This is a genomic window from Trichodesmium erythraeum IMS101, assembly GCF_000014265.1.
Taxonomy (GTDB): domain Bacteria; phylum Cyanobacteriota; class Cyanobacteriia; order Cyanobacteriales; family Microcoleaceae; genus Trichodesmium; species Trichodesmium erythraeum.
Genome location: NC_008312.1, coordinates 4,049,413 through 4,065,002 on the forward strand (window position 1 = coordinate 4,049,413; position 15,590 = coordinate 4,065,002).

The following is a 15,590-nucleotide window of genomic DNA, read 5'->3' on the forward strand; positions in this document are numbered from 1 at the left end:
AAATCAGAAATACTCAGACAGATATTTCCGTTCAAATATTTTTTCGTGTTTGAGCGATCGCTAATTTTAGCTATTAGCTAAGAGCTGGAAAAATTGAGGAAAAAATTTATCTCAAATATATTAATAAGTCATTTCTCAGGCATCAGCTTTTTGACGGAAAATTCTCAGACAAAAAATTAGATAAAAAATTAGACAAAAAAATAAAAAGTACTCAGCCAGATATTACAGAAAATTCTCAGATGAAAAATTAGGCAAAAAATTAGATAAAAAATTAGACAAAAAAATAAAAAGTACTCAGACAGATATTTCGGTTCAAATATTTTTTTGTGTTTGAGCGATCGCTAATTTTAGCCATCAGCTAAGAGCTGGAAAAATTGAGGAAAAAATTTATCTCAAATAATAAAGTCATTTCTCAGCCGTCAGCTTTTTGACGGAAAATTATCAGATGAAAAATTAGGCAAAAAATTAGATAAAAAATTAGACAAAAAAATCAAAAGTACTCAGCCAGATATTACGGAAAATTCTCAGATGAAAAATTAGATAAAAAATTAGGCAAAAAACCAGAAGTACTCAGACAGATATTTCGGTTCAAATATTTTTTTGTGTTTGAGCGATCGCTAAATTTAGCCATCAGCCAGGAGCTGGAAAAATTGAGGAAAAAATTTATCTCAAATAATAAAGTCGTTTCTCAGCCGTCAGCTTTTTGACCGAAAATTATCAGATGAAAAATTAGGCAAAAAATTAGATAAAAAATTAGACAAAAAATTAGAAGTACTCAGCCAGATATTACGGAAAATTCTCAGATGAAAAATTAGATAAAAAATTAGGCAAAAAATCAGAAATACTCAGACAGATATTTCGGTTCAAATATTTTTTTGTGTTTGAGCGATCGCTAATTTTAGCCATCAGCTAAGAGCTGGAAAAATTGAGGAAAAAATTTATCTCAAATAATAAAGTTGTTTCTCAAGCATCAGCTTTTTGACCGAAAATTCTCAGATGAAAAATTAGATGAAAAATTAGATGAAAAATTAGATGAAAAATTAGACAAAAAAATAAAAAGTACTCAGCCAGATATTACGGAAAATTCTCAGATGAAAAATTAGATAAAAATTAGGCAAAAAATCAGAAATACTCAGACAGATATTTCCGTTCAAATATTTTTTCGTGTTTGAGCGATCGCTAATTTTAGCCATTAGCTAAGAGCTGGAAAAATTGAGGAAAAAATTTATCTCAAATAATAAAGCCATTTCTCAGGCATCAGCTTTTTGACCGAAAATTATCAGATGAAAAATTAGGCAAAAAATTAGATAAAAAATTAGGCAAAAAACCAGAAGTACTCAGCCAGATATTACGGAAAATTCTCAGATGAAAAATTAGATAAAAAATTAGATAAAAATTAGAAGTACTCAGACAGATATTTCGGTTCAAATATTTTTTTGTGTTTGAGCGATCGCTAATTTTAGCCATCAGCTAAGAGCTGGAAAAATTGAGGAAAAAATTTATCTCAAATAATAAAGTTGTTTCTCAAGCATCAGCTTTTTGACCGAAAATTCTCAGATGAAAAATTAGATGAAAAATTAGATGAAAAATTAGATGAAAAATTAGACAAAAAAATAAAAAGTACTCAGCCAGATATTACGGAAAATTCTCAGATGAAAAATTAGATAAAAATTAGGCAAAAAATCAGAAATACTCAGACAGATATTTCCGTTCAAATATTTTTTCGTGTTTGAGCGATCGCTAATTTTAGCCATTAGCTAAGAGCTGGAAAAATTGAGGAAAAAATTTATCTCAAATAATAAAGCCATTTCTCAGGCATCAGCTTTTTGACCGAAAATTATCAGATGAAAAATTAGGCAAAAAATTAGATAAAAAATTAGGCAAAAAACCAGAAGTACTCAGCCAGATATTACGGAAAATTCTCAGATGAAAAATTAGATAAAAAATTAGATAAAAATTAGAAGTACTCAGACAGATATTTCGGTTCAAATATTTTTTTGTGTTTGAGCGATCGCTAATTTTAGCCATCAGCCAGGAGCTGGAAAAATTAAGGAAAAAATTTATCTCAAATAATAAAGCCATTTCTCAGGCATCAGCTTTTTGACCGAAAATTATCAGATGAAAAATTAGGCAAAAAATTAGAAGTACTCAGCCAGATATTACGGAAAATTCTCAGATGAAAAATTAGATAAAAAATTAGATAAAAATTAGAAGTACTCAGACAGATATTTCCGTTCAAATATTTTTTTGTGTTTGAGCGATCGCTAAATTTAGCCATTAGCTAAGAGCTGGAAAAATTGAGGAAAAAATTTATCTCAAATATATTAATAAGTCATTTCTCAGCCGCCAGCTTTTTGACCGAAAATTCTCAGATGAAAAATTAGGCAAAAAATTAGATAAAAAATTAGGCAAAAAACCAGAAGTACTCAGCCAGATATTACGGAAAATTCTCAGATGAAAAATTAGATAAAAATTAGAAGTACTCAGACAGATATTTCGGTTCAAATATTTTTTTGTGTTTGAGCGATCGCTAATTTTAGCCATCAGCTAAGAGCTGGAAAAATTGAGGAAAAAATTTATCTCAAATAATAAAGTCATTTCTCAGCCGTCAGCTTTTTGACCGAAAATTCTCAGATGAAAAATTAGGCAAAAAACCAGAAGTACTCAGACAGATATTACGGAAAATTCTCAGATGAAAAATTAGATAAAAAATTAGGCAAAAAACCAGAAATACTCAGACAGATATTTCCGTTCAAATATTTTTTTGTGTTTGAGCGATCGCTAATTTTAGCCATCAGCTAAGAGGTGGAAAAATTGAGGAAAAAATTTATCTCAAATAATAAAGTCGTTTCTCAAGCATCAGCTTTTTGACGGAAAATTCTCAGATGAAAAATTAGGCAAAAAATTAGATAAAAAATTAGGCAAAAAACCAGAAGTACTCAGCCAGATATTACGGAAAATTCTCAGATGAAAAATTAGATAAAAATTAGAAGTACTCAGACAGATATTTCGGTTCAAATATTTTTTTGTGTTTGAGCGATCGCTAATTTTAGCCATCAGCTAAGAGCTGGAAAAATTGAGGAAAAAATTTATCTCAAATAATAAAGTCATTTCTCAGCCGTCAGCTTTTTGACCGAAAATTCTCAGATGAAAAATTAGGCAAAAAACCAGAAGTACTCAGACAGATATTACGGAAAATTCTCAGATGAAAAATTAGATAAAAAATTAGGCAAAAAACCAGAAATACTCAGACAGATATTTCCGTTCAAATATTTTTTTGTGTTTGAGCGATCGCTAATTTTAGCCATCAGCTAAGAGGTGGAAAAATTGAGGAAAAAATTTATCTCAAATAATAAAGTCGTTTCTCAAGCATCAGCTTTTTGACGGAAAATTCTCAGATGAAAAATTAGGCAAAAAATTAGATAAAAAATTAGGCAAAAAACCAGAAGTACTCAGCCAGATATTACGGAAAATTCTCAGATGAAAAATTAGATAAAAAATTAGGCAAAAAATCAGAAATACTCAGACAGATATTTCCGTTCAAATGTTTTTTTCGTGTTTGAGCGATCGCTAAATTTAGCCATTAGCTAAGAGCTGGAAAAATTGAGGAAAAAATTTATCTCAAATATATTAATAAGTCATTTCTCAGCCGCCAGCTTTTTGACGGAAAATTATCAGATAAAAAATTAGGCAAAAAATTAGATAAAAAATTAGACAAAAAAATCAAAAGTACTCAGCCAGATATTACGGAAAATTCTCAGATGAAAAATTAGATAAAAAATTAGGCAAAAAACCAGAAGTACTCAGACAGATATTTCGGTTCAAATATTTTTTCGTGTTTGAGCGATCGCTAATTTTAGCCATCAGCTAAGAGCTGGAAAAATTGAGGAAAAAATTTATCTCAAATAATAAAGTCGTTTCTCAGCCGTGAAGAAATTTCATTTGGGTTGTGCTTTTTCCAGGAATTTCCTTAACTCTACAGATATTACCTTACCACCTCAAACCATTTTTATCTGCCAAAATAAGATAGTAATCAGTTTTTGATAAATGATTTACCTTTCCAAAAACCAGCAGATAATAATCAGTTTTTGATAAATGATTTTTCAATTTACCCCCCAACAGCCAGCAAATAGTAATCAGTTTTTGATAAATGATTTTTCCCATTCAGTTATTAGCTCTCAGGGCAATAAAGGTAGGTAAGCTCAGATAAGGCAACCAAACAACTATAAGTTGCCAGTAGAGTTTGTCTGACCATTCGCCCTTATTAGGTTTTGCTGATAAGAATGTGGTTGCTCCTGAAAAATCCTATAACCCCCACCCTTAGGTTTTCCCTGCTCCTACAAAAGCCTAGATTTTTCAAAATTTTAACTGAAACCGGTCGCCCCCTTGACAACCCAAAAAACTTGTTGTACATTAATAATACGATAACTATCTCGGGCTACTACTACATCATGATTTTTGTTTGTTTGTACATTTTTTATTGATTTATTGCAGTTTTTTTGATTAGTGAATAAATTCTGAAAATTGCAAGTAAGATGAGATGAAAAAAAATCAGATGAACTTATATATATAGAAAATTAAAATCAGAATGTTGCTCGAAATTAATAAAAACAGAAAGAAACTCATAAGCCTCAGCCACATTCTTAACCATAAGCCTCTGCTTTAGAAGCCAGAGTCAAACGCAAAAGAAAAAAATAGTCAGCTTTATTTATCTTTTTGCTTAGCATGAATACAAAAAGCTCTCAGGCTAACCGCTAAAGTACTTGTTAGTTCCGAGTTTTGATAGATAAACCAATATAAAATACATTAATTATTTATTCATTTATCAGCTTTTCACCTCAAAACTATCATATTAAACATCAAAATTACTTACCCAGATATTTCGACTCAAATACAGTATATTTTAGGTAAATGATGTACAGAATAAACAGTAAAAATACCTAGTATAGGTATATTACCCGGGTAACTGTACCATTAAATAATACAAAGGGCTGTATTTTTCCATGTTCAAGCGATCGCTTCATTTCAGTCATCAGTTATTAGTTATTAGTTATTAGTTATTAGTTATTAGTTATTAGTTAAACTAGTGAGCGATCGCTCAAGATCCAATATATAAATATTGTGAGCTAAGACTTACCCATCAAACTTTAATAACCAATTTATTAAAGTAAACGAAGGGCAAGTTCAAACTTTCCTAAAAAATAAGTCAAGCAATAGTTATATTTTTGCCTATAGACACTTATCAGACAGAATTTTTCTAGCATTAGACCATCTGACAAACCCTCCTGGGAGGAGTTAGAAAAATTAGGAGTAGGTTGCTCCGGGCTAGAAATTTGTTAGTCACGCTTAGGGATGGGCTCCTTTAGTACCACCTTCTAATTTCTTGCCAAGCGATCTTCCTTAGCCAAAAAAGGCTCTAAATAGACCACAGGCAACTCCCTAGAAAAATTAGAGTTTGCCAACCTTGCCTCACTATTCTGTTCAAATGTCTCATCACTGAACAAAGCATTAGTCATATCTACCAAGGCCTGATAACCATCCACACCCTGATCCAAAGTCAATAATAATGGACAATTATTACCACTTTTAAGAGTTTTCGCACAAATAACTTCCTGCAGTGGAGTATTAGGGTCTTTGCGATATTCTAGAGTATATAAACCATGCTTGCGCAAATATTCTAAGCGCCTTTCTACTTCTTCACATCGTCTAGCGGTCGTCCAACCTCCCCCCATTTTTTTGACAATACCTAACCATGGTTTTTTACCTTGATCACCGTCATACATTACAGTCCAAACTTTTGTATTATCCTGTAACTCACAAGAAAAGCGGTCTGTTTTTTTGATCAATAGAGAAGGCGACCAAACTTGCGCAAGATCAATACCAAAACCCACAATATCCATGAACAACCCCATTATAGGAATTACTACAGCTACTATTACTGCTCATATCCCTAAGATTTTTCCATTCTCTTCCATAAGTTCCTCCTTATTTATATATAGGTATCAAGATTTTTTGAGGGAGGTGAATAGATATGGTTAATAACCCCTAATATTTTCTCCAATTTTCTATAAGGAGTTTTCGGAAAAAAGGAAAACCAGAGAAGGAGAAAGGAATATTGTTAATTATTAAATTATTAAATTATTAAAGTTATAAATTAGGTCTTGAGAGTCAGATAAGGAGATATAGGGTACTAGAGAATAAGTAGAATAGTATATATGAGCACATCTTTCCTACTATATAAATAGTAGCACAAATAAATTCAAAATGGCTTGGCTTTGCAGAAATTTTTGACTAGGTGATCAGTTATTAATTACTATTAATTACAGCCCATTTAGTAGTTGATAAAATATAGTTCTTGGAAAGAGCCGACTTGAGACCTGGTTTTTAGTCAAAAGTAGCGATCGCCTATTTATCCAGAGCAAAAATAATAAAGTTTCTAACTTATACTTTAAAAGCTAGCTATTAGCAGTCAGCTCAAGTGCTTTTCCTAAGTCATGGTGAGCCAAAAGCTAATCATCTTTTTGGTGTCGGACTTTTACAGGATATTTCGGGTATGGAGGTAGAGGGTAAACAGTAAAAATTATGTAGCGACTGGGAACATTTTACTCCCGTGGGCATACCTCATAATAATGGAAAGTTTTGTAATTTTTCTTGGAAGCTAATTCCTTTTCTTAGCTGACAGATCAATGCTTAAAGTTCTTAAACTGTAACTCAGTTATTAAACTGTAACTATTGAGTAAATATTATTACTTGAGGGGTTAATTCATGGATGCTTTGATAATTAATTAACTTTGAAATAAGTATATATGAGCGCATCTTTCCCATTATTTATATAATAGCACAAATAAATTTAAAATCAAGACTTTGGGAAAAATTTGTTTTGGGTATTTTGAAGATATAAATTGTATCTAACTGAAGTGCGAAAGGGAAAGATAATTAGACTAGAAAAATATGCCCAGATATCCTTAAAAGCTGCTAATTTGAAGTAAGAAAATTTTTAATTAATTTAATTCCACCTTTAACAACCTCATAACCAAATATCAGAATTAGACCGCTTAAAATTGCACCCATTAAACAGAGTACCAAACCAACCAGACTAATAAAACCATCATCATCTAACAAACCAAAGCCAGTAACAAAAATCCCGATCGCTGGTAAAGTATTAGTACCAGGAATAGGTATCATCATTGAGATAGCCATAAGAGCGATCGCGCAACCAACCACAATTCTACCAATAATACTCGTACAAATATAACTCAAACGAGGACGAGATATCAACTCAATTTTCCGTAACCAAGGAATACCAGAGTTCAAAATTCCTTGTACTTTCTGAAGAGAAATTGTATTATTTAACCAACTCTGAGGTAACCAGGGAGTTGTAGAACCAATTATTAGTTGAACTGCCAATAAAAACAATAAAATTCCAAATGGAATAGAATAACCAGGAGCAGGTATAGGCAAAGCTGAAGGTAGAGACAAAATTACGAATAAAAAGCCAAAAATTCTCTCTCCTGCTAAATCAATAATATCTCTCAAAGTAACTTGAGGAGTTCGTTTTTCATCAAAAAAATATTGTTGTAATTCTACAGATAATTTAGCCACTGATTTATAACTTTAAAAATTAAGATATATCCGGTTAAAACTCCATTATAAACCAGATGCTTTTTGATATTTTTACTTAAAATAAATAATAATTGTTATTTTTGCGAGACTATAAGCCAGATAATTTTTCGGTCTTATTACTTGAAATAAATAATAAACATTGCTCTTACCCTAATACAAACAACATTTTTTTTCTCTTAATATTGGTTATTTATTGAAATCAATAAAACAAGAGACTATTCCCCTAATAAAAATAAAGCAAATGAATAATAATTAATATTAATGGGGGAATTAAATAAAACCCCCATTATATATCCTAAGTAACCTTCAGAAGCTAATAGTTCGTCAGCAAATACTAAGTACTAGTTCAAGCCAATTATTACTTCTGAAAAGAAACAATTAGGTACCAACAGTCCAGGAATTCATGTATTCAAGCTGTTCATCAGTCAAAGTATCAATACCAATACCCATAGCTTGTAATTTCAAACGAGCAATTTCCTTATCAACTTCGGTAGGAATAGAATGTAAACCAGGCTGTAATTTACCTTTATTCTTAACCAAATATTCGCAAGCCAATGCTTGGTTAGCAAAACTCATATCCATAACCGCACTAGGATGACCTTCTGCTGCAGCTAAATTAATTAACCGTCCTTCACCTAATACAATTACAGACTTACCATTCTTAAGTGTGTACTGTTGAGTGAAAGGTCTAACTGTCTTGACATTATCAGCATTCTTACCCAAAGTTTCCAGGTCAATTTCAATATCAAAGTGACCGGAATTACAAACGATCGCTCCATCTTTCATGACATTGAAATGTTCGCCGCGAATAACGTGCTTATTACCAGTCACAGTAATAAATAGATCCCCTAATGGAGCCGCTTCTGCCATTGGCATAACTCGGAAACCATCCATGATCGCCTCAATAGCGCGAACTGGGTCAACTTCAGTTACAATAACATTAGCACCTAAACCTCTAGCGCGAAGTGCTGTACCTTTACCGCACCATCCATAACCTACAACAACAGTAGTTTTACCAGCTAATAAAACATTAGTAGCACGGATAATACCATCAAGAGTTGATTGACCTGTACCGTAGCGGTTATCAAAGAAGTGCTTAGTATCAGCATCGTTAACATTCATCGCCGGAAAAGTCAATACCCCATCATTAAACATTGCTCGCAAACGAACAATACCGGTAGTAGTTTCTTCCGTAGTACCAATAAGTTCAGGAAGTTGATCTTGTCTATTTTTTACTAGAGTAGCGACAACATCACTACCATCATCAATAATAATATTTGGCCTGTGGTCTAAAGCTATTTCTACGTGACGCAGATAGGTTTTTTCATCCTCTCCCTTGATAGCATACACAGAGATACCATGATCTACAACCAAACTAGCAGCTACGTCATCTTGAGTAGATAGAGGGTTACTAGCAATTAATACAGCATCAGCCCCACCATTTTTCAGAGCGATCGCTAAGTGAGCAGTTTCAGTAGTAACATGACAGCAAGCTGCTAATTTAATCCCGCTTAATGGCTTTTCCTTAGCAAAGCGTTCTTGAATTTGGCGTAGAACAGGCATTTCTCTACCTGCCCACTCAATTCTTTGTTTACCTAAAACAGCCAAGGACTCGTCTTTAACTTCGTATTTAATTTTAACTGGTGTTGCAACCATTTAGCTACTTCCTTATAGATCATGATTTTACTTAGCTTAACTAATTTTTTATAATTTTGCAAATCTTTATCAGGAGTGTTAATACGACAAAATTTATTTTGACATTCATACCAATATGTGTTATGTGTATATTTTTTAAATAATTAGGATTAATTAGGAATAAACCCACAAACTTTGTTTTTTTTTCTATATATCTAAAAAAATATAGAATTTATTGTAAAAAGCTGGTTCACGGGTGCTTTCGGTGAAAATATAGGATTTAAATATAGAATTGGTGATGAAAGCTAGGAGCTTCTCACGCCTTTGAAATTTAGTCAGAGTAAAATTTAACTTCAAAGTTAAGACTTCGTACCTTATGACTGGAATTATGTACACATTTCAGGTTTATGAGGCATGCCCAGGGGGAGAAGATGCCTATACTAGATGGTTTTCCCAAAATTAACTGTAGAAAGGGATCGAAGTTGTTCAGATTTGACTTGTAACCAAACTAGCATTAGAAAATATTTCTTTTTTTATGCATAACAATTGAGTCAAATAAACGAAACACAAAAATTTTTCGGCTTTTTTTTTAATAGATCCTAAATGATATCAAGTGTAATTATAGGGGTTTTCAGAAAGATGGAATGCACTTTTTTCAACAAAAACCCTTGTAGGGAGTTTCAGACAACGTCCCTACTGTGGTATACTTAAGTAAAAACTGCTATACAATACTTTTCTCATAGCAATTGCTTTCAAATCCCAGTTTTCTAAGAAAAAGCCAGGAAAATTTATAAATATTTGCAGTCTAAATAGGTAGTGCTATATTAATATTTTCTAGTCAAAGTGTTTTTTTAACAACTCGATAAACGAAACTCAGAGTTGCCCAACTATTAATATCGAGAGCATAATTATCCGTTGATAACTCTAAAGATTGAGTAGCTAATTGACTAGCACTCTGTAAATCTTGTAAAGTTGCTTGTGCGACTGCTAAAGGATTCAATATTTCTTTAATTAGCTGATCATCTCTAATTTGAAACACCTTTCCATCAACAAGAGTTGCAATTGTTTTCTTAAATGGTTGATGGCTACAAATAATTAGGCTTTCTTCTAATCCTTCAGAACCTATTACCCTCCATCCCAAAGATTTTGTATTTTTAGAAGAATTATTAATAACTGGAGGTATATTTACACTATCTCCCGGAGAAACAATTAACTCTGTTAGTGAAAGTTGAGGATCATTCTCAAGTTGATTAGATATAGTTGGATCGACAACAAAAAAGCGCCCACTACTGTCTAAAATGACTAACATAAAATAGACTGGGCGATCGCCATAATTATATAATTGATATTGAATTCGACTACCAATGGGTAAAGTTCCTAATGAATTACTAATTTCAGATTTGTCTATATCTTCATTGATATCAGTTAAAAATTTTGTGGTTCCATCCCTAACCCCCAAAGTTTCTCGCTTAAGAATTAACCTTGCATTTGGAGTAACAGTAGCCAAGTTAGCTCTAAGTTTGATTTGAGTAGATCCTTCATTCTTAGTTAAGCGTAGCATCTTAGCTGCCAGTAAGGTTTCCAATGGGGAACGTAACCTTTCTATTGCTCCCTTGACTGCTTCTCCTTTTTCTCCTATAGTCTTAGGTATAAGTACCTTGCCCAGAGAAAATAGAGCATAATGACCCTGAGAAGTAGAGGGTAAAATAGCAGAAGAACTTTGAGCGATAGTTGTTTCTTCTACTCGACTAAATATATAATCAGCGGCTTGTGTATCTGCTACTACGGTAACTTTAGGTATTGCTGAAAAACCACTGGTAGCATCTACCCGCTCTATTCTTGACATATTATGGTCTAGAGCTATCATCAAATTCAGAGATTGAGGTAAAACTCTAATCTTTTCTTGTACCAGAGATCCTGTCAAAAGTTGAAGATTAGGAAGAAGATTTTGAGAAGTTTTTTGTGTTTGGTCGTTGATATTTTCCTGGTTTATATCTGATAATTGTTGTGAATTATTAGTGTCAATGATAACGGAAGCTTTTGCTTTTAAGCCATTTCGATTCTGAATTTGTAATTCAAAGCTTAAGTCTAAATCAAAATCAGGAAAAGTTTTGAATAGAGAATAAGATGTAACCGTATCAAGAATACTAACTGGTAATCCTCCTAACCATAGGTTTGCTGTTTTGCCGTTATCTTCTACTGAAGTGATTACACCCGTAGCAGAGGGTAATAAAGGATTAAAGATATTTTGATTACTGATAGCTACTGGAATTATAGTAGGTACTTTTGTAGATTGAGCAATGTTCTGTTGTTTTGCTTGTTTAAACTCTGGTTGCTGATTAACTCCAGTTATTTGTTCTACCTCGCCAGCAGCTTGTGAAAAACTAATTTGTAGTCTGGTGGCGGGGGCTGTAGACCATAAATTTTGGGTAAGAGCATAAGTAAATAAACCAGAGCTAAAACCATTCCAGTCAGCTTCAGTAGCAAATTGGTTTTGTTGGCTAGCCTTAAGAACTAAGCCTTTGAGTTGACTTTCATAAATTTCCTGTTCTCCTAAAATATTTTGTTGATGTCGCAGTTGCATTTGCATTGCTTTCTCTTTCATATTGATTTGCTCTGTAGTCAAACTAGGTCGAGAGCGAATTCTGAGATTACCTTGCAAATTTTTACCAGGATATACATAGCTAGTATCTAATATAGTTACTACTTTTTTCGTAGGGAGCGATCGCAATAATAACCAGAGAGTCTCTTCTAAAACATCATTTATTTCTGCGCCCTCATTATTCGAAGCTATACCATCTATTGGAACTAGACTATTTTGAAAAATTAAATTTGAGGTACTTAATTCATTCTGTTTATTTTGATCAATCATCTTAGTCACACGACTACCATAGCCACTAAAATGAAACACAACCAAGTCATCTGGTTTAGCTTGATCAGTTAAATGACTAATAAAAGCTGTTTCTATATTTTCCCTAGTAGCTTGTTCATTTGTGAGAGTCAGAATATCAGCAGGTAAAAAACCAAACCGATGAATTAGCAATTCCCGTTGCATCTCCACATCTGTAACACACCCAGACAGAGATGCATTTAGATATTCATTAATACCTACTAAGAATGCTAATTTACCTCCTGTAGTTTGAGCTAAGGCTTCTGAATAATAATTTTGGAGGCGCCACCACCCTGCTTGATTGATTCCCAATACTCCTAGGGCCAAACTAGCCCTTTGCAGAAATTCCCGCCGCTTTAATCCCATGCTTTTTCCTTAATGTCTTACCTTAAACTAAGTCAAGTCAGAACTTTACATAACAACACTATGATTAATTTTCTATATAATTGACCCAAAAATCAGGTCAATAGCCTTCCCTTGGATAGGGGATGAAAAGAATATTCGATCAAGTATTTAGGGGCACTTGATGCTGGTGCCCAAATTTCTATTTCAATTTTTCATCCGGGTCAGTGTCCACCTTAAGAGTTATAATATATACTAATTGAGACAATAGTATAAAACAATTATAATTATATTCAACAGTTAATTTATTACTTTAAATTAACTTGATTTTGGCAGTTGAACTACTGACAAAGCCAGAGTTTCTTTAACTAACATCAGTGAGGTGACGGGTTAAAAGCTTTCCTTTAAATAAAGTCTAGCTCTTGTAACCCGCCTCTGGTTTATAGTTATTTACTATCTAGTGGAGGTTTCACCGGAAAAGAAATTTTATCAGTTTCTCAGATAAGTTCTTTAATCAACTTTTTTCTTGATATATCTGAGTTTGAGCCATTATTACCAATATTTGCGTATTTCCCTTGCCCGAACAGAGCAATGATAAACACTTTGGCACCTGAAAAATTTCTCAGTAGGGTTAGCTTAACTTCCTTTAGATTTTCATAGCCTTAGCTAACTCGGCTGCTACTTCTGGTCGTGAAAATTCTGGTGGTGGCAACTCACCCCGACGTAACATTTCTCGCACTTTTGTCCCTGATAGATGAATTCTTTCTTCTCCTGTACTTGGACTTGTTTTACTTGTGGCCATACCTTGGGTACGAGTACAGTAAAAAGCGTGTTCAAACTTCATTGGGACAATATCTAACTCTCTAGGTTCAAACTCATCAAAAATATATTGAGCATCATAGGTTCCATAATAATCTCCAACTCCAGCATGATCTCGTCCAACAATGAAGTGAGTACAACCATAGTTTTTCCGCACCAAAGCATGAAAAATTGCCTCCCGCGGGCCAGCATAACGCATTGCTGAGGGATTAATGGCCATCATGACACGATTTTCAGGAAAGTATTTTTCTAACATAATCTCGTAGCAACGCATCCTGACATCAGCAGGAATATCATCTGATTTAGTAGCACCAACCAAAGGATGTAAAAATAAACCGTCTACTACTTCTAAAGCACATTTTTGAATATATTCGTGGGCACGATGGATAGGGTTACGGGTTTGGAAACCAACTATTGTCTTCCAATTTTTTTCCTGAAATAGTTTTCTGGACTCAGCTGGATCTATTTGATATTTGGGAAATAATGGGTGAGGATGACGTTCTAATAACCAAACTGGGCCTGCTAAGTTGACTGGGCCAGCATCATACAGGACTTTCACTCCTGGGTGTTTGATTTCTTGTGTACTATAAACATTGATTGCCTCATGAGCTTTGTTGTAGTGGAACTTTTGAGTTAATTCTAAAACTCCAGCAAATTCTCCTTCTGGAGAAGACAGACCTACCCAGCTTCCTTCTTTTATTGAATCTGCTACTTCTTCTGATACTGATAATGTTACAGGTATACTCCAAGGCAGACCATTTTTAAGACGCATATCAACAACTACACTTTCATAGTCATCTTTGTCCATAAAGCCATTGAGGGGACTAAAACCTCCTATAGCTATCATTTCTAAGTCTGAAAGAGCCCGTTTGTCTAGTTGTATCTTTGGCAAGCTTTCAGCTTTTTCGATAAATTCTTGTCGTTCTGCTGGTGTGGCAATTCGATTAATTAGATGGCCACCGTGTGCTGGTATACCATTGAGATGCTGATTCAAGGTGATTCCTCTCTATATATTGACGACTATAGTTGAGAAAGATTAAGTTTTCCAATGTTGATCCTACATCTTTAGAGGTACATCTATCTTGAAGTTTGATAAATTTACTTTTGACATTCTACTAACTAAAGTCTTGTAAATTATTAAGGGTCATAAACTTGACGGACTGAAGTCATGTGAAATTTTACCTTGAATGGTATAGCCAAAGATGCTTAAGGGTCTGTCTGTGGTAACCATTCAGGTTACTTTTTGCTCTAATATTTGCAGTAGCGTTACAGTCTGCATCTATCAATTTTTCTTACTTAGTTTGGTATAAGCCTGGTTTAATTCGTTGACCACTAAAACTATACTCAGTTCTATTCTCAGGATGGTAAATAAGTATTTTATCTTTTAGGGGAAATTGTGAGGAATGTCAAACTAACTAGTGGTTAAAACCGGGAGCTGTTGTTTTCATCCAGCAGTTTAAGCTGACTGCTTTACAACCAAGGGAATTTTGACGATGATTTTTTTATTTAGAGCAGGGTAAATATATCTAAATGATGAAAGCCTTTCCCGGTAATGGTTTGAGAATTTAATTATCAAAAATACTTTGAGTCATAAAACCTTTGCCCACTTCCCATCTCAAAAATAATAGGACTTACCCAGAGCTACTGTATCTGTATCTATATCTGTATCTAGTAGGGATGTTTATCCTGGAGAATACTACCCAAATATGTTGTAGAGTCTGCAAGGCTTTTTTGCTCTGGATCTTCAATATGAAACACTCCCTAAAAATACTCTATGGTTTGATCTCTGTGGCTAACTCCTGAATAAGATAGGTTCGCCCTGGTGTTTAGAGGGTAGGGAATATTCATAAGGTGAAGTTTTTTACTTTCTAGTTTTGACTAAACTTGGGATATAAGCAGGCATAGAATTTCTTAATACATATAAAAAAAAAATTTTTCCTATTTGTAAAGTTTTGTAAAAAAAGCACTGTTTTCAATGTAAATAATTTGACAAAGACGGGTGAACTAAATTAGTATTATTTAAGTAATATATTAATCTCTTAAACCGCAAAATTTGATTCAGTAAACTATTAGCACTCATGACTGAAGATTGCTAAAAATAAGTCATTAAGTTGTGACTATTACTTCAAGGAATAAATAAAAGTTTTGCATCTGGTTTATAGAGTTAAATAAATTAGCACTCACCTGAAAAGACTGCTAATTTTAAGGGGCTATAATAATCTTAAATCAGTTATAAGAGTTGGAGTTGTTCCTATTTATTTAAAGGATACAATATCTATAT

7 protein-coding genes are annotated in these 15,590 nt (G+C 33.2%); 2 read left to right on the forward strand and 5 right to left on the reverse strand.

Features of this window, described 5'->3' with window-relative positions; all coding sequences use genetic code 11:
• Positions 1-956 precede the first annotated feature (956 nt).
• Together TERY_RS33040 and TERY_RS33045 are read left to right on the forward strand one after the other, a co-directional pair.
• Positions 957-1,103: a hypothetical protein gene (locus tag TERY_RS33040; RefSeq protein ID WP_155994415.1), complete on the forward strand. Its 147-nt coding sequence runs from the start codon at positions 957-959 to the stop codon at positions 1,101-1,103.
• Between the two features lie 414 nt (positions 1,104-1,517).
• Positions 1,518-1,664 (forward strand): hypothetical protein, encoded by a 147-nt coding sequence (locus tag TERY_RS33045; protein ID WP_155994415.1) that lies wholly within the window; start codon positions 1,518-1,520, stop codon positions 1,662-1,664.
• Between the two features lie 3,711 nt (positions 1,665-5,375).
• Here TERY_RS33045 and TERY_RS12535 read toward each other — a convergent pair.
• The 5 genes from TERY_RS12535 to sat all read right to left on the reverse strand — a co-directional run bounded on the left by TERY_RS12535 (position 5,376) and on the right by sat (position 14,303).
• Positions 5,376-5,912: a COP23 domain-containing protein gene (locus TERY_RS12535; protein WP_044136781.1), complete on the reverse strand. Its 537-nt coding sequence runs from the start codon at positions 5,910-5,912 to the stop codon at positions 5,376-5,378.
• Positions 5,913-6,975: 1,063 nt separating this feature from the next.
• A complete protein-coding gene (locus tag TERY_RS12540; RefSeq protein WP_011612179.1) occupies positions 6,976-7,602 on the reverse strand; it encodes an exopolysaccharide biosynthesis protein in 627 nt (208 codons plus the stop codon).
• Positions 7,603-8,001: 399 nt separating this feature from the next.
• Positions 8,002-9,279: an adenosylhomocysteinase gene (ahcY, locus tag TERY_RS12545; protein WP_011612180.1), complete on the reverse strand. Its 1,278-nt coding sequence runs from the start codon at positions 9,277-9,279 to the stop codon at positions 8,002-8,004.
• 817 nt (positions 9,280-10,096) lie between these two features.
• On the reverse strand, positions 10,097-12,514 hold the full coding sequence (locus TERY_RS12550; protein WP_011612181.1) for a caspase family protein: 2,418 nt from the start codon (positions 12,512-12,514) through the stop codon (positions 10,097-10,099).
• Positions 12,515-13,136: 622 nt separating this feature from the next.
• On the reverse strand, positions 13,137-14,303 hold the full coding sequence (gene sat, locus TERY_RS12555) for a sulfate adenylyltransferase (protein ID WP_011612182.1): 1,167 nt from the start codon (positions 14,301-14,303) through the stop codon (positions 13,137-13,139).
• Between the last annotated feature and the right edge of the window lie 1,287 nt (positions 14,304-15,590).

Excerpts from the sequence above, each read along its gene's own strand:
- TERY_RS12535 (WP_044136781.1), bottom strand. The coding sequence starts at position 5,912 with ATGGGGTTGTTCATGGATATTGTGGGTTTTGGTATTGATCTTGCGCAA.
- ahcY (WP_011612180.1), bottom strand. The coding sequence starts at position 9,279 with ATGGTTGCAACACCAGTTAAAATTAAATACGAAGTTAAAGACGAGTCC.
- TERY_RS12550 (WP_011612181.1), bottom strand. The coding sequence starts at position 12,514 with ATGGGATTAAAGCGGCGGGAATTTCTGCAAAGGGCTAGTTTGGCCCTA.